Here is a 14,914-nt window from a genome sequence, read left to right on the forward strand (position 1 = left end):
ACAACTTTATGCGCATACTGCTTATCGCTCTTTTCTCCTTTTGTTTTAGCACTGCTTTAGCCCAAAAAGCAGATGCCGAAATAGTGCGCTTTATAATGTCGCTTGATACGGTGAAAGAAAACCAACAACCCACTACAATCAAACAATTTATAGCTGAAACATTTTCATCTCAGCAGCGGGGTAACTCTCCTGCTTATTGGCTTACCAAAGAGCGCTTACTAAAAGCCGAAAAGAAAAAAGATAGTATTGCTTATGCTTTAAATGCAGTACAACTGAAAGATAATCAATATGAATTGGCAGTTTTGCACTTTGTGGAAAGCTTGCAGGCAAAAAACGAGTACAAATCGTTAGCGCCTCACCAAACAGTAAAAGCACTCTTGCAACAAACTCAAATAGCAGAACAACATCATTGCAGGAATGTATACAGATTATACGACGAGTTGGCTAAGTATGCTTACCTAAATGCACTGAGTTTTGGCAACTATACCGAAAGCAAAAAATACGTACAACAGTATATAGACCACCACCCTTACAAGCAGCACCCCCGCGTGCGACAACGGTATTACGATATCTGTTGTATGATTGCCCTCAGCGAGAAAAACATCAATGATTTTGAAAAATACTACGCATTAGCAGCTCCTTTAGCTAAAAAAATGAACGAGCCCGAAGCCCTCAATCGCTTGCGTCAGTTTGAAGCCGAATACTACAAACTCACAGGCAAAAACGCACAGTCGCTGGCGATAATGCAACAGAGTTTTCAAGTGGCAAAAAAACGCCATAACCTTTCTCCTCAGTTGCTTCTCAATATGTCGCGTACCTTTCTGCAAAACAAACAGTACGATTCGGCTATCTACTACTCGCGCGAGGCAATTGCAATGAATCGCGCTATCGGTGCTGACCCCGCAAACAGTTTCAATTACTATCGCGCTCTCAACGAGGCTTATAAAAAGAAAGGTGATTACCGCAATGCTTACTACGCACTCGATACTGTACTCACCCTATTTGCAGCTCGCGAAAAATCCATACAAGCCGATAAAAACAACGAATTGCTCACTCAGTTCCAAACCGAGAAAAAAGACCTGCAAATCAAAGCACTGAAAATGGATAATGAGCTGAGTGAAAAGAGAATTTCTCAACAGAAGTTCCTCATTATAGCTATTGTATTCTTTCTGGGGATAATTTTAGTGTTGTTCTATCTCTTTTACAACCGTAGGCTGTTGAAAGCTAAAAACAAACAACTCCAAGCTGAAAACAAACAATTGCTCTTGGAACAACAAACCCGACAACTACAACTAAATCCGCATTTTATATACAATGCAATCGCTAACCTGCAAGGACTTATTGGCGACCAGCAAACTGAGCGCGCCAATAGTTACCTCGTAGCTTTCTCTCAATTTATTAGAAAACAATTGGAATTAAACCGCGAAGAGACTATCACCTTACAAGAGGAAATAGAAGCCATTGAAATTTATGTAAAACTTCAGCAAATGCGATATGAGAACCGTTTTACTTTTCACGTGAAAACCGATTTGGATACCGAAGCCTACTTGCTCCCGCCTATGCTCATTCAGCCTTTTGTAGAAAATGCTATTGAACACGGCTTTAAAAATATCAACTACCAAGGAATACTCACACTCACTATAGAAGAAAAAGATAACAAACTGCATCTTATCCTTATTGATAATGGCAATGGCAAAGGGGTATTTAACCCTCATAAAAAATCGCTTTCTAAACTGATTACTCAAGAGCGTTTAGACCTTTTGTTTAACACCCAACAAAAAGGCAATGCTTATTTTGAAGCTGCTCCCTTGTCCCCTCCCGAAATGGGATACCGAGTAATAATTGTAATCCCAGTAATACCCTCTTAACTGATATGAAAGTTTATATTTTAGAAGACGAAACTAATATTTTAAAGTACCTCATCTCCTTAGTTGAGGCACTTCCGTTTGTGCAAATTGTAGGCTATGCTTCCGAAATTGCTAAAGCTGAAAAAGAAATTCCTGTTTTGCAACCCGAGCTCATCCTTTCGGATATTCAGCTTGCTGATGGCAATAGTTTTACACTTTTTTCACGGATAAAAACTGATAGTTTGCAGATTATCTTTATCACCGCCTTCAATCAGTTTGCTATGGAAGCCCTAAATTTAGGCGCTTTTGCCTATCTGTTAAAACCCATAGACAAAACTTCTCTAAACGATACCCTATTGCGCTGTTACCAAAAACAAGAGCAATACAAGTTCAATCAACACCAAATGCAATTGGCAATGCAGTATTACACCGAAAAGAAAGAAGTGACCAAACTCGCCCTCAAAATAGCTGATTGCATACAAATAGTGCCCGTACAAGATATTGTGTATTGCCAAAGTGATAAAGGCTATACTACCTTCTACCTCGCCGATAAACAGCAAATTGTAGTGAGTAAAGTGCTAAAAGAATACGAATCGCTGTTGCCCGAAACTCAATTTGTGCGTTGCCACCAGTCGTATTTAGTGAATAGCACCTATATAAAGAAGTACTACAAAGATGGACTCTTAGAACTTACTACCGGTCATACGCTCCCCGTATCCGACCGCAAACGCGAATATGTACAAGATTTTTTGTTGAGAAACTGATTGGCAAATTTTCAAATCAGCAAATTGTCAAACTTCTTCCGCACTTATTTACCCAACTTCCGCGAATATTGAAATTCTTCTTTTTGTAACTATATATCCCATACTTTTGCCTCAAGAAATATCTCCTTTTTCAATTTCTCTTCCTTTATAGATTTTGAGGCTAACCCTTATCTATAAATCTTTAAAAATAAAAGTTTAACAAAAATTTAACTTTGCTTTAACAAATAGGGGGGGTAAATTCTTAACTTTGCCGCGTGAAATTTATAAACAAATAACAAAAAATTAAAAAAAGTAATATCTATGGGACTCTTAGACAAGAACATCACCATTACTTTTCTCGAAGGAAAAGTATCTTTAGAAGACTTATTTGAGCTATTAAAAGAAAAGCTCGGTAACAAGTATGAGGTAAAATTTCTCAAAAAAGGTAGTGCAGCCGCTCAATTTTTTGGAACTGGTAATGCTGAAGATCGCATTTTTGTAGCCAAAAATGCTTATCACCGTACGCTCATCACCACCAAATATGCTCCAATGACCGATGATATGAGCCGTGAGGATACTTACCTCGGTTTTGACCGCAGTACTATGAAAGGCTGGCTCAAAATGCTTTACTCTGAAGGGGGCTGGATAGGGCAATGGATTATCAGAACCATATACGGTAGCAACCAAGATTTTGATACCGATATCCTCGACGCTATCAACAGCAAATACCCTGCACAACAAAAAGACCAAAACGTAGGTATTTCAGCCTTGTGGAAGAAAAACAATTAATTTTAAATATAAATATCGTATGAAAAAAATCGTATTCGTAGTAGGGACAGTAATAGCCCTTTTGATTACTGCTTGTGGTGGTAATAGCAACTCTAAAAAAGAGGATAAGAAAATAACTTTTTCCGATAAAGATATTATCGGTGCATTGAAAACAGCTTTAGAGAAAAGTCCTTTAGCTGATAAAGAGTTTACTGGAGTACATTTTGGTAGTGAAGGTCCTATGAACGATGTGTTTAAGGATATTTCGGTTGGTTATTTTAACCCAGGTGACAAACAATTTTTCTCTCAACACGTAGATGCTCAGGGAGTAGCTGTGGGTGAACCTCAAGCTCGTCCAAAAGACAGAGATGATGAGTTTATCTTCAAAGCAGCGGATATACCTTATGCTCGCATTGGTACTGAAATACAAGAAGCAAAGAAATTTTTAGCAGAAAACAAAGATTTTGCTGATTTTCATAACTTTACTGTTTCCGAAATTATCATAGATAAACAAAGAAGAAGCAAATTTCCCAATCATATAGTAAATTCCATCTATATCGATATGAACAAAAAGGGTGAATCAGAGAGTTATTACTACAGAGTTCATCTTCTAAAAACTGAAGAAGGTGGTAAGTTTGAAGTGTTTGAAAACTAATAAAAATGAATTTAACAGAAGCCCAAGAACTCGTACTAAAGGAATGTGAACGCGAAAAGAAAATCGCACTTCGCAACCTTATTCTCGTAATTGCATTGGTGGTGATTGTAATAACACTACTCGCTGTTTTTGCTTTGCCTTTTATCAGCAAGGCGCTTAGCAGCAGCGATAGTATTCCACCTCATATCAAGTATATCCTCCCCGTTGCTATATTGCTCTCACTCTACTACCCTATAATGCGCACCCGCACTATCTTCACCCGCGCTAAAAAAGTAGATGAATTTTTCGCTCTTTTGCAACAAGGTCAGGAGGTGCGCATCAATCGCGAATTAGAGTCCTACCTCACTACTATACCTTTAGGAAAAGTGAAGTATCAGTTAGACCCTATTACCTATTTATACGTATCTATAGGAACGCAAAACTTTGAGTTGCCTATTGCTAAATATGCAGCTCCCGAGCTGAAACGCGTGCTCAACCAGCCGCAAAATTTAGCTACTTACAACTCTGTAATGCAGGAGCTTTACAGCGACGAAACAACTACTTCACAAGCAACAGCTCCTCAAGAAACAATTGTGCTCAAACCTGTTGAAGAGTTCCGCACTTTTGCCGAAAACGAATTTGGTGCTGAACTCGCTGCTATGGAAAAAGGGCGTACCACTACCAAAAAAATGACTTATGTGCAATTCGCCTTTGCCTTTGGAGTAATAGGTTTGATAGGCTTCTTAGTCGCTTCAGGCAGATTGAGTTTTAGCAATCCTGTGAATATCTTTATCGTAATAGGTATCATCACTGTAGGGAGTTATGTGTGGGGTATGCTCTCCAAGCGATATGCTCAAAACCAACTCTCTGGCGCCGGTGATTATACCCAAGTGAAAAAGAAAATCTTTGGCAAATTAGTAAATTATATCAGTCCGCAGTTTGCTTATTACGAAAATGCACACATAGGTATAGCCGAATTTTTAGATTCGTTGTTGTTCAAAGCGGAACGTTATACTCTTAAAGGAGGTGACCAAATCGTAGGGCATTACAACGGAATGCCTTTCCAATCGAGCAATCTCAGTGTTACATTTCGTCCTAATTTCCGCAACGAAAAAGAAGGTGATGATGTAGTTTTCTATGGTAATTACTTTGTAGCGCGTTCTCCCAAAAAGTTTGAACATCCCATTGTAATCCACCCCGTAAAAGGTTTCTTTAGTGACCTTAAAGACAATGAAATAGCTACTTACCTCAACCGCGGTGGAGAAAAAATACGCTTGGAAGACCCCGAGTTTCAAAAACAGTTTGAAGTGTATTGTGACGACCAGATTACAGCGCGCTATGTACTTACTCCAGCCTTTATGCAACGCCTTAAAAAACTGAACGAACGTCACAAAGGACAAGTGTATATTGCTATTAATAAGTACAATATTGTTATCGCTACCAATGAAGGCAATGCCCTAATGCGCACCGATAATTCACCTACCGCGATGCTCTTCCAAAAGATAGACCTCGCTATGGTAGAAAGTGTATACCGCGAACTTATAGAACAATTGCAAATGCTTGATACAATAGAAAATAGGGGATAGGGAATAGTGAATAGGAAATAAAAACTTTATACTAACCCCTGACCCCTGAAACCTAAAACCTGACTGCCCTATGATAACCTATATTTTAATCGCAGTAGGAGTACTCCTATTAATTTTTGTGATTGCAGCGTTCAACAGTTTGTCTAAACGCCGCAACCAGATAGAGAATGCCATTTCATCATTAGACGCTTTGTTTATACAGCGTTCTGATTTGATACCCAACCTCATTGCCACTACCAAAGAGTATATGGCTTATGAGCAAGACACTCTCAGGCAAATCACCGAATTGCGCCGCCCAGTGCAACCTACACTTGCCGAGAATCCTTATCTGCAACCCGATGAAGCGAGCACAACTATCAGGAATATTATGCTACAAGCCGAAGCTTATCCTGAACTCAGAGCCAATAGTCAGTTTGTGCAACTGCAACACGCTCTCAGTGATTGCGAAGAGCAATTGGCAGCAGGTCGTCGTTACCTCAGTGCTTCCATTACTGATTACAACGACCGCATTGTAGTATTCCCTTCCAATGTAATAGCTTCCCTCTTTGGCTTCAAAAAATACGAATGGCAATACGCCACCGAAGCCCAACGACAAAATGTGAATGTTGCAGGATTATTTTCTAATTAAAAATAGTGAATAGTTTTGTTTATTTACAAATAATTACTATTTTTGCCCCATTATTAGTAACAAATAAAAATTGTAATACAATGAAAAAACTTAGTATTTTAGTAGGCACTATGGTTGCCTTAGTAATGACCTCTTGTGGAGGTTCCCTTTTTGGAGATGACCTCATCAGTAAAGAAGGAATAGACAAAGCCAAAGAGGTACTCACCAAAGATCCTTTTGGCGACAAAGAGTTCAATTGGGTAGAACTCAAAACTAAAGGAGCTTTGAATAGCAAATTCGATGAAGTGGCTACCAGCTACTACGATCCAGCTGTTCAAAAAGATATGAAACAAACTTACAACAGCACTTCTAAATTGGGTGACCCTGAAGCCGACCAAACAGCAAGTATTAGAGCTAATGCAGGCTTAGACAAGGATAAAGAACGTTTCAAAGTATCCGAAATTCCTTTCGATAAACTTCTATCCGAAGCACAAGACGGTCTCAAATTCTTTAGCGGTTTAGAAGAAACTGCCGAGTATGAAGATTTCAACATAAACGAAATCTCTATGAAAAAAGAAAACGGCAAACTTAAAACCGTCTTCAAAATTGATATGACTAAAAAAGGTGAAAGTTCTTATCGCCGAGGAAGAGAACGTATCACTAACTACTACGAAGTGAGAATTTTCCGCGGTGAAAATGGTGAGTGGGATTTAGTAACTGATTAACTATGAAAAAGATATTCACTTTACTATTTGCTCTTACACTCGTGGCTTGTATGCCAGGCGATAAAGGAGCGAACCTCAACAGCCCCGAAGGACTAAAAGTAACCCAAGAACTTTTGCAAAAAAACTTTGCTAAGTACAATAATATTACAGAAGTTTCGTTTGGAACTAACCGAGGTGTGATAGATATCATCACAGTGAGGTTCAACAAAGGTGAAAAAGACTTCTATGCAAATTATGTTACCTATAACGACCAAGTAAATGAAAGTGAAACAGGCTTGTCTTCTAAGCAAGGTCGCACTATTAGTTTGAGCGAGGTCAATTTATCAATAGTGCCTAATTTGATAAAGAAAGCTGAAAGCCTTATTCTAGAAAAAGACAATAAGTTCAATACTTTCCGTATGGATAAGTTGAATTATGAAGTTCAAGAAGATGGTACAGTAGAAGTTTCTTTTGTAATAGATGCTATACACCCAGCTACTTCCTACTACGGAGAACGCAAAGGTGATAAAGGGCATCTCAGTTTTGAATTTAAAGCCGATGCTAAAGGCGAAAATGTAAGAGCCACCAAAGGTTTGACAATTTAGTATTCTAAAAATAATTTATAAAAACTGCTCAGTAATTTATTATTGAGCAGTTTTTTTTGTGATTTGGTATAAAAGTTGTACTTTTGCCTTACAAGATTAACTAATGATATAGAAAATGAGTTATACAGCAACCCAAGTAGCCAATTGGATTATTGATAAAGCAAATAATACGGATAGTGGTGATAATATTACCAACTTAAAACTCCAAAAACTATTGTATTATTTTCAGGGGTATTATTTAGCCGTATTTGATAAACCTTTATTTGATGAAGAAATAGAAGCGTGGCAATACGGACCTGTAGTGCCTCAAGTGTATTACACATTTAATTCGTTTGGCAAAGGAAATTTAGAGGTTACTCCTGAAGGTGTAGCTCCATTTACCGATGAGGAAAAAGAATTGCTAAACGAGGTGTTTGATGTCTATAATGATTTTTCGGCAGTAGGATTGATGCATCGCACTCATAATGAGCCTACTTGGAAAAATACTCCTATAGGTAAAGGAAATGTTATCAGCAAAGAAAAACTTTTAAATTACTTTAAAACACGTGTAAACTGGGAATGAAAAAGAGACTGAAAAAGTTGGATATCAATGAAGAGGTTGAGAAGAAAAAGCAATATCCATTGTTTTCATTCAAGCATTTACAAACTAATATTTCTTACAAAGATTGTAAAGAAACTAAATTCTTCATAGATTTTATAGGGCGTTTACAAAAACTCAGTGAGTTGGGATGGGAAGAAATTAGAAAATCACAACGACATAGTTTTGGAATGGAGAAAATACCCGTAAAAAATATCAAACCCCAATGCCCTAATTTTATAACTCCTGATGTAACTCATTTAGATGTATTTCGAGCTACAGGTGGCAATAAAGTTTTTGTAGGGTTACAACAAGAAAATGTATTCCATATAATATTTATAGAGGGAGATTTTGGTGATGTTTACAATCACTAAAATCGCTTTTTTGTTAATTATTAATTGTTAATTGAGCAATGTATTTCCCATCTCTCTCTTCAACGGTGTACTGATGTTTTTCGGGGTAGAGCAATCTGAGTCGTTTCTTCAAATTATCAATGCCAATCCCTGAACTATACAAACTTTCATTCGTAGGGATAATCGTGTTCTCACTTCTAAATAGTACCTTATTGCCTTCTACTCTCAAACTAAATGACAATTCTGTTGCCTCCGTCGCTGATACGCCGTGTTTAAAAGTATTCTCCACCAAACTGATAAACAGCAAAGGCGCTATGGTGAGTGGGGGTAGTTGCTTCGGGAAATCTATCCGTACCGTAGTTTTATCGGTGAGGCGCAATTGCATTAGGCTGATGTACTGTTGCAAAAAATCTACTTCCTCAGCAAGGCTAATTTGCTTTTGGTCAATGTTTTGCATAAAGTGACGCATCAGTTTGCTAAGGCTATGCACGCTCTGTTGTGCCTTTTGTGGGTCAAAAGCAATAAGCGAATAAATATTGTTGAGCGCATTGAAAAAGAAATGTGGTTGAAGTTGGTATCTCAATTGAGTAAGGTCGGCTTGTAGTTTGTGTGCTTGGGCTTCTTTTTGGGCGATTTCCAAAGAAAAGTTGCGTTGGGCATAGCGTATTGCCATTGCAAAGACTACCGGCAAGAGGTTTGAAAGGAAATCAAAATAAACAAAAGCGTGGAAAGGAGGTATCCTGCGTCCATCTTTGCGGGGATTAAAGTACGAAAAAAGCTCATATTTGCTGTACGAAATACATAAAATGAGTGCCACTGCCACCCATATAAAAAGTATATATCGTTTTTTAAACCACAGTTTATCAATAAGCCAATAGAAACTGATGTAGAACAAAAACATCAAGAAAGGCAATGATATAAGCGAACGGTAAAGTGCCTCCTCAAAGCGTTGATTGCCTTCGGAGATAAAGATAAGGGCAGGCAGAATACAAACCACTGCCCAAGCAGCTATGTGTGTTAAAAGTTTCATTCTTTATACTTTGATGTTTTCAAATTACTTTCGGCAAAACTCTTGATAATTTCAGGGGAATAGTCACCTCCTTTGGCATAAGAAATACCCATAACTTCTAAAGCTATCGCTTGGCAGTATTCCTCATTAATATTGATGGCTTTGCTATCTAATATTTCTCTAACAATAACCATACATTTTTGCAGGTCTTCTGCGGTAGCATAAGGAGGTAAAGTTATATTCATCTGTTTTTCTTTCATATTTCTAATTGCCTATACGGCTCGTATTACTCGTATCTGAGGGCGCTAATAGGTTCTAACTCGGCTGCTTTGCGGGCAGGATACCAACCGAAGAACACCCCTGTAATGGTACATACTAAGAAGGATATTACGATAGAATACAAGGTGATACTCACTGGCCAGCCTATGAACAGCGATACGCCTACAGTAGCTAATAAGCCAATAATTACCCCTAATACCCCCCCAGTAATGCTAATAAGCACCGACTCGATGAGGAACTGCGCCAAAATATCCTTACCCTTAGCCCCAATAGCCATACGCAAGCCTATTTCCTTAGTGCGCTCTTTTACTGATACGTACATAATGTTCATAATGCCTATACCGCCCACGATGAGCGAAATGCTGGCAATAGCTACCAATAAAATAGTGAGCATCTCGCTGGTAGAGCTAAACGTACTGATGAGTTCTTGTTGCGAAAACACATTGAAATCATTCTCTTGTGCAGCCGAAAGATTATGCGTGCGCTCCAAAATCTTCTTTACTTGGTTTACTGCATTCTCCGACTGACTTTCATCTATTACAGAAGCCACAATACTCTGCAAGAAAGTTTGCGCCAAAATACGCTTTTGTACTGTAGTATAAGGGGCGATAATCACATCGTCTTGATCTTGACCAAAGTTGCTCTCACCTTTTTTGGTAAGTACACCTATCACTTTAAAAGGGATATTCTTAAAGCGTATGGTTTGCCCAATAGGGTTTTCGCCATTAGTGAAGAGGTTCTTAGCCACCGTTTGCCCTATCACAGCTACTTTGGCAAAGTTAGTAATCTCATCTTCACCAAACATACTCCCCTCAGCCACACTCCATTCACGTATGGGCAAATATTCGGTATTCACTCCGTAGATAGAGGTAGGCCAGTTGTTGCCCCCTGCTATACTTTGTCCGTTGCCACTTACTACCGGCGACACATATTTCAGTAGGCTACCTTCTTTTTTAAGGGCTTCGTAATCCGTCATTTTGAGTGATTGCATATCGCTCATACTCATACGCACGCCGCCCATCATACCTGCCCCTGGACGGATATTGAGCATATTAGTACCCATTTTAGAGATATTCTCCTTGATGCTCTTTTTAGAGCCCTCGCCAATGGCAAGCATCGTTATCACTGAGCCCACCCCAATGATGATGCCCAGCATTGTAAGCATAGCCCTTGTTTTATTGAGCAAAAGGGCACGCCACGCTATTTTAAAAAGGTTTTGTATATTCATAATGTTAATTAGCAAATTAGAAAATTAGCAGATTAGGGAATTATGTAAGGCCAAAGAGGTTCTCCTATAATACGGGTTTTATACTCTCCTTTTACTATTTGCCAGCATACTTTGTAAGAATTAGCGCCATCACCACAGCGAACAAAGATATAGAGTACATCGTCTTCCTTATCATAATATACCTCATTATTATAAGGATATACCCATACTTGGTACAAATCATCGTAGGCACTTTTGGGAATAGAAACATTTTTACCATTAATATTAACCACAATACTCTTGTAGTGGTTTTCAGGAATAAAGTCCGTACCTTGAGCACTCTTACCATCAATGATTAACTCCTCGTAATATTTATGTTTTTTCTTGGTAATCTTATGTTTAGTTTTATCAAACTTTTGGGTACTAATAGTAACACTAATACCCTTTTCAGCAAGAGTGATACTATTCTCAGTTTCTTTCTCTTTACCTTCACCTATAGAGGGAAATTCGCTTATCATCTTTAGGCGACTTTTATGCACATAACCACTATCTATATGTACCCAATTAGAAGGATTAAATTCCTCATCAAGAAATTCATATACAAGTGTATTATTAGGCAATGTACCTACAATTTTGCTTTTTACATTTTCTTTAGCGCGAATGTTTACATAGCCGTTTTTGTCTTTTACTACGGCATAATCTCCAAAAAAACCTTGCGCAAAGGCGTTGGTCGTAAGGAGGAAGAATAAAATAAGTAAGTGTTTCATTTTGTTGTTTATTTTATGGTTAGAAATTTCTATACAAAAATCGCTTTATCAATCCTTTTTCATCAAATACAAAAAGAGCGTTGTAGCCTTCAGCGCCATCGCCTCCCATAAAATCAATCATATATTGTCCGTTTTCCCTATCATACACCCTTACTGATGAGAGTGTAGGATTAAATAAGTATTTGGTTTTAGGCAAAAGATAAGGTTCTTTACCTACAAAAGTGATGCGGATATAAAATATTTCTGCTTCTAAATGATCTTGAAAATCCTGTGTGTCTGAATAACCCCAAACTCTTTCTCCATTTTTAGCGAAAACTTCTCCATATTTGTTAATCTTGAACTTATAATCGCTTTTGTTTACTTTTTTAGTAACAAATTCTAACTTAATATCTTTGTTACTTACCGATAGTTCATTGTCTTCTGTTACTTTATGGGGTATTTTTGGATAGTTGTACCCAATGATAAAGAAAGAAGTTGTTCCTTTTAATGAGTTAAGTTTTACAATTGTATCGCGCAATCTTTCGTTCTCTGCTTCAGGTGTACCGTCTTCAAAATCAATTTTCAGGGCAATCAATTCCTTATCATTAACTTTCTGAATCCTGCTTTTGTGTACAAAACCTTGTACTTTGTGTTGGGTACTTACCTCATACCAACCGCTTGGATTTTCTGTATAGAAAAAATATTCGTTCTTCAGTAATTTGCCTATAATCTCTGCTTTGCTGTTAGGGGATTTCCGGATATTAGTATAGCCATCGGGGTCATTTATTTGTCCGATGTATCGCTGTTGAGCTAATGATATATTAGCAACTAAGAAAAGAAATAGTAGCAAATTTTTCATTTGATAATTAACAATTATTAAAGTGGTTCTCCGATGATACGGGTTTTATACTCGCCTTTTACTATTTGCCAGCACACTTGGTAAGAAAAAGCACCACTACCATTATGGGCAATAATGTAAATTGTATCTTCCTCTTTATCATAATATACCGCATTATTATCAGTATACATAGCTACTTCGTACAAATCATCATAAGCACTTTTAGGGATAGATACGTTTTTGCCGTTGATAGTTACAATGATACTCTTGTAATGGTCTTCAGGTAAAAACAAATCTCCATCTAACCCTTGAGCTCTCTTTCCATCAATAATATACTCACTATACTCTTTATGTTTTTTCTTAGTAATCTTGTGTTTGGTTTTGTCAAATTTCTGTTGGGTAAGGGTTACGCTGATACCTTTACCAGCAATGGTGATACTATTGCCTTGCTCTTTACCTTTGCCAATAGAAGGAAATTCGCTTATCATCTTTAGGCGACTTTTATGCACATAACCACTATCTATATGTACCCAATTAGAAGGATTAAATTCCTCATCAAGAAATTCATACACAAGTGTATTGTTAGGCAAAGTGCCTACAATTTTGCTTTTTACGCTTTCTTTAGCGCGAATGTTCACATAGCCGTCTTTGTCTTTTACTACGGCATAATCTCCAAAAGGACCTTGCGCAAAGGCATTGGTCGTAAGGAGAAAAAATAAAATAAGTAAGTGTTTCATATTCAATAGATAATTGATGACAAACTATTTATCAAGTTGTTTGTTGCTTTCCATACTTATATAAGTATCGTTTGAAAGTTTTTTAATAGATTTTAGATAATCTACTTTGTCTAAAACAGCACGTTGTTCTTTGATGGTTTCTACTAAAATTTTAAAACGTTCTTCTTTGGCAATATTGTGTTTAATCAGAGAAGCATTAAGACTCTCTATATTGCTGAGTATAGCTAATTCATTAATACTGGCGATGTCCCTTATATTTTCACCCTTTAATACTCTTTCAGGATTAGCTGCTTTCCATTGTTTAGCCGTACAGCCAAACATAGCGAGATTTAGCAAATCGGCTTCATCGGCATATACAAAGGCATCTTTTAGGTCAGAAAGAGTAGGAAGTATATAGTTTTTAACAGCATCGGTATGGATATGATAGTTAGCCTTGCTTAAAATCCTTTTCACATTCCATTCCAAATTGTACTGATTGCTCTCTAACTCTTTGAGACGTTGATATTCTTTTACTATGTATAGCTGAAAAATAGGGCTAATCCACATAGCAAAATGAAAAGCAATATCTTTATGAGCATAAGTACCTCCATATTTTCCAGCCTTTGAAACAATACCTATAGCATTAGTCCTTTCAATCCATCGTTTAACCGACATATAGAAGCGATTAACCCCTGCTTCATTTTTAATTCCCCCGAATTCGGGGGAATTAAAATTAGGATTGCTTAACTCCTCCCAAACACCTAAATACTCAATCGTATTCTTATTGGTAAGCCATTTCTCTATCAAACGACTTCCCTCTTCCTGATTTATAGTCATATCAGTTAAACTTATATAATCAGCTTCATTAATCACTCTGATATTTATTTCAATATCTTGTACTTTAAGTTTATTATTTGTTGGTGTCATATATTTGGTAAATTTTAGTTACATCATTAAAGTGGTTGCCCTATAATACGGGTTTTATACTCGCCTTTTACTATTTGCCAGCACACTTGGTAAACAAAACTAGCCTCGCTATTGTGCGCAAAAATATAAAGTGCCTCAGCTTCCTCATCGTAGTATATGGAACTGCTAAAATAGAAAATTTCATACAAATCATCCTAAGGACTTTTAGGGATAGATACGTTTTTGCCTTTCATAGTTACAATGATACTCTTGTAGTGGTTTTCAGGTATAAAGGCCGCACCTTGAGGTATCTTACCATCAATGATTAACTCCTCATAATATTTATGTTTTTTTATTATAATCTTGTGCTTGGTTTTGTCGAACTTCTGTTTGGTAATGGTCACTTTTACGTCCTTATCATCATAGACAACACTATTGCCTTGTACTTTTCCCTCTATAGCACGAAAGTCAAATATTTTTTTCAAGCGACTTTGATGCACATACCCTTTATCAACTTCAATCCAGTTAGTAGGGTTAAATTCTTTATCAAAGAAACCATACACAAGTGTATTGTTAGGCAAAGTACCTACAATTTTGCTTTTTACATTTTCTTTGGCGCGAATGTTTACATAGCCGTCTTTGTCTTTTACTACGGCATAATCTCCAAGAGGACCTTGCGCAAAAGCATTGGTCGTAAGGAGAAAGAATAAAATAAATAAGTGTTTCATATAAAGTGTTTTTTCGCAAATATACTGTTTTTTTTAACTTAGCTAAAGTTTTAAAGATGAG

17 protein-coding genes and 1 pseudogene are annotated in these 14,914 nt (G+C 37.2%); 10 read left to right on the forward strand and 8 right to left on the reverse strand.

Annotation, left to right across the window (positions count from 1 at the left end):
• Nucleotides 1–8 precede the first annotated feature (8 nt).
• The 10 genes from HMPREF9073_RS07370 to HMPREF9073_RS07415 all read left to right on the forward strand — a co-directional run bounded on the left by HMPREF9073_RS07370 (nt 9) and on the right by HMPREF9073_RS07415 (nt 8,445).
• On the forward strand, nt 9–1,868 hold the full coding sequence (locus tag HMPREF9073_RS07370) for a sensor histidine kinase (RefSeq protein WP_009750837.1): 1,860 nt from the start codon (nt 9–11) through the stop codon (nt 1,866–1,868).
• 5 nt (nt 1,869–1,873) lie between these two features.
• The gene (locus tag HMPREF9073_RS07375; RefSeq protein ID WP_009750838.1) at nt 1,874–2,611 is read left to right on the forward strand and encodes a LytTR family DNA-binding domain-containing protein; all 738 of its coding nucleotides are present in this window, start codon (nt 1,874–1,876) and stop codon (nt 2,609–2,611) included.
• Between the two features lie 300 nt (nt 2,612–2,911).
• Nucleotides 2,912–3,379 (forward strand): hypothetical protein, encoded by a 468-nt coding sequence (locus tag HMPREF9073_RS07380; protein ID WP_009750839.1) that lies wholly within the window; start codon nt 2,912–2,914, stop codon nt 3,377–3,379.
• Between the two features lie 19 nt (nt 3,380–3,398).
• Nucleotides 3,399–4,013: a hypothetical protein gene (locus HMPREF9073_RS07385; protein ID WP_009750840.1), complete on the forward strand. Its 615-nt coding sequence runs from the start codon at nt 3,399–3,401 to the stop codon at nt 4,011–4,013.
• Between the two features lie 5 nt (nt 4,014–4,018).
• Nucleotides 4,019–5,578 (forward strand): DUF3137 domain-containing protein, encoded by a 1,560-nt coding sequence (locus tag HMPREF9073_RS07390; protein WP_009750841.1) that lies wholly within the window; start codon nt 4,019–4,021, stop codon nt 5,576–5,578.
• 70 nt (nt 5,579–5,648) lie between these two features.
• Nucleotides 5,649–6,206, forward strand: coding sequence for a LemA family protein (locus tag HMPREF9073_RS07395; RefSeq protein WP_009750842.1), 558 nt, complete (start codon nt 5,649–5,651; stop codon nt 6,204–6,206).
• Between the two features lie 80 nt (nt 6,207–6,286).
• Nucleotides 6,287–6,910 (forward strand): hypothetical protein, encoded by a 624-nt coding sequence (locus HMPREF9073_RS07400; RefSeq protein WP_009750843.1) that lies wholly within the window; start codon nt 6,287–6,289, stop codon nt 6,908–6,910.
• Nucleotides 6,911–6,912: 2 nt separating this feature from the next.
• Entirely contained in the window at nt 6,913–7,494 is a 582-nt protein-coding gene (locus HMPREF9073_RS07405) for a hypothetical protein (RefSeq protein WP_009750844.1), read from the forward strand.
• A 115-nt stretch (nt 7,495–7,609) separates the two neighbouring features.
• On the forward strand, nt 7,610–8,056 hold the full coding sequence (locus HMPREF9073_RS07410) for a Panacea domain-containing protein (protein ID WP_009750845.1): 447 nt from the start codon (nt 7,610–7,612) through the stop codon (nt 8,054–8,056).
• Nucleotides 8,053–8,445 (forward strand): hypothetical protein, encoded by a 393-nt coding sequence (locus HMPREF9073_RS07415; RefSeq protein WP_009750846.1) that lies wholly within the window; start codon nt 8,053–8,055, stop codon nt 8,443–8,445. The genes HMPREF9073_RS07410 and HMPREF9073_RS07415 overlap by 4 nt, the downstream gene beginning before the upstream one ends.
• A gap of 13 nt (nt 8,446–8,458) precedes the next feature.
• On the opposite strand, the gene HMPREF9073_RS07420 is transcribed toward HMPREF9073_RS07415, so the two are convergent.
• The 8 genes and pseudogenes from HMPREF9073_RS07420 to HMPREF9073_RS07455 all read right to left on the reverse strand — a co-directional run bounded on the left by HMPREF9073_RS07420 (nt 8,459) and on the right by HMPREF9073_RS07455 (nt 14,853).
• The gene (locus HMPREF9073_RS07420) at nt 8,459–9,454 is read right to left on the reverse strand and encodes a sensor histidine kinase (RefSeq protein WP_009750847.1); all 996 of its coding nucleotides are present in this window, start codon (nt 9,452–9,454) and stop codon (nt 8,459–8,461) included.
• Nucleotides 9,451–9,678: a hypothetical protein gene (locus tag HMPREF9073_RS07425; RefSeq protein WP_034555627.1), complete on the reverse strand. Its 228-nt coding sequence runs from the start codon at nt 9,676–9,678 to the stop codon at nt 9,451–9,453. The genes HMPREF9073_RS07420 and HMPREF9073_RS07425 overlap by 4 nt, the downstream gene beginning before the upstream one ends.
• Before the next feature lie 41 nt (nt 9,679–9,719).
• Entirely contained in the window at nt 9,720–10,940 is a 1,221-nt protein-coding gene (locus HMPREF9073_RS07430; protein WP_009750849.1) for an ABC transporter permease, read from the reverse strand.
• 32 nt (nt 10,941–10,972) lie between these two features.
• A complete protein-coding gene (locus HMPREF9073_RS07435; RefSeq protein ID WP_009750850.1) occupies nt 10,973–11,686 on the reverse strand; it encodes an SH3 domain-containing protein in 714 nt (237 codons plus the stop codon).
• A gap of 19 nt (nt 11,687–11,705) precedes the next feature.
• Nucleotides 11,706–12,524, reverse strand: a complete 819-nt coding sequence (locus HMPREF9073_RS07440) for an SH3 domain-containing protein (protein WP_009750851.1) — start codon at nt 12,522–12,524, stop codon at nt 11,706–11,708.
• Between the two features lie 17 nt (nt 12,525–12,541).
• The gene (locus tag HMPREF9073_RS07445) at nt 12,542–13,240 is read right to left on the reverse strand and encodes an SH3 domain-containing protein (RefSeq protein ID WP_009750852.1); all 699 of its coding nucleotides are present in this window, start codon (nt 13,238–13,240) and stop codon (nt 12,542–12,544) included.
• Between the two features lie 24 nt (nt 13,241–13,264).
• Nucleotides 13,265–14,146 carry a KilA-N domain-containing protein gene (locus HMPREF9073_RS07450; RefSeq protein ID WP_009750853.1) on the reverse strand — a complete coding sequence of 294 codons (882 nt, stop codon included), beginning with the start codon at nt 14,144–14,146 and terminating at the stop codon, nt 13,265–13,267.
• Between the two features lie 26 nt (nt 14,147–14,172).
• Nucleotides 14,173–14,853 (reverse strand): annotated as a pseudogene (locus HMPREF9073_RS07455) (SH3 domain-containing protein).
• Nucleotides 14,854–14,914 lie beyond the last annotated feature (61 nt).

This window comes from Capnocytophaga sp. oral taxon 326 str. F0382 (assembly GCF_000318295.1).
GTDB classification, from domain to species: domain Bacteria; phylum Bacteroidota; class Bacteroidia; order Flavobacteriales; family Flavobacteriaceae; genus Capnocytophaga; species Capnocytophaga periodontitidis.

Bases quoted from the DNA above. Each gene is read 5' to 3' on its own strand.
- HMPREF9073_RS07450 (WP_009750853.1), bottom strand. From the start codon at position 14,146: ATGACACCAACAAATAATAAACTTAAAGTACAAGATATTGAAATAAAT.
- HMPREF9073_RS07445 (WP_009750852.1), bottom strand. From the start codon at position 13,240: ATGAAACACTTACTTATTTTATTTTTTCTCCTTACGACCAATGCCTTT.
- HMPREF9073_RS07420 (WP_009750847.1), bottom strand. From the start codon at position 9,454: ATGAAACTTTTAACACACATAGCTGCTTGGGCAGTGGTTTGTATTCTG.
- HMPREF9073_RS07400 (WP_009750843.1), top strand. From the start codon at position 6,287: ATGAAAAAACTTAGTATTTTAGTAGGCACTATGGTTGCCTTAGTAATG.
- HMPREF9073_RS07370 (WP_009750837.1), top strand. From the start codon at position 9: ATGCGCATACTGCTTATCGCTCTTTTCTCCTTTTGTTTTAGCACTGCT.
- HMPREF9073_RS07440 (WP_009750851.1), bottom strand. From the start codon at position 12,524: ATGAAAAATTTGCTACTATTTCTTTTCTTAGTTGCTAATATATCATTA.
- HMPREF9073_RS07415 (WP_009750846.1), top strand. From the start codon at position 8,053: ATGAAAAAGAGACTGAAAAAGTTGGATATCAATGAAGAGGTTGAGAAG.
- HMPREF9073_RS07395 (WP_009750842.1), top strand. From the start codon at position 5,649: ATGATAACCTATATTTTAATCGCAGTAGGAGTACTCCTATTAATTTTT.
- HMPREF9073_RS07435 (WP_009750850.1), bottom strand. From the start codon at position 11,686: ATGAAACACTTACTTATTTTATTCTTCCTCCTTACGACCAACGCCTTT.
- HMPREF9073_RS07405 (WP_009750844.1), top strand. From the start codon at position 6,913: ATGAAAAAGATATTCACTTTACTATTTGCTCTTACACTCGTGGCTTGT.
- HMPREF9073_RS07410 (WP_009750845.1), top strand. From the start codon at position 7,610: ATGAGTTATACAGCAACCCAAGTAGCCAATTGGATTATTGATAAAGCA.
- HMPREF9073_RS07385 (WP_009750840.1), top strand. From the start codon at position 3,399: ATGAAAAAAATCGTATTCGTAGTAGGGACAGTAATAGCCCTTTTGATT.
- HMPREF9073_RS07430 (WP_009750849.1), bottom strand. From the start codon at position 10,940: ATGAATATACAAAACCTTTTTAAAATAGCGTGGCGTGCCCTTTTGCTC.
- HMPREF9073_RS07380 (WP_009750839.1), top strand. From the start codon at position 2,912: ATGGGACTCTTAGACAAGAACATCACCATTACTTTTCTCGAAGGAAAA.
- HMPREF9073_RS07390 (WP_009750841.1), top strand. From the start codon at position 4,019: ATGAATTTAACAGAAGCCCAAGAACTCGTACTAAAGGAATGTGAACGC.
- HMPREF9073_RS07375 (WP_009750838.1), top strand. From the start codon at position 1,874: ATGAAAGTTTATATTTTAGAAGACGAAACTAATATTTTAAAGTACCTC.
- HMPREF9073_RS07425 (WP_034555627.1), bottom strand. From the start codon at position 9,678: ATGAATATAACTTTACCTCCTTATGCTACCGCAGAAGACCTGCAAAAA.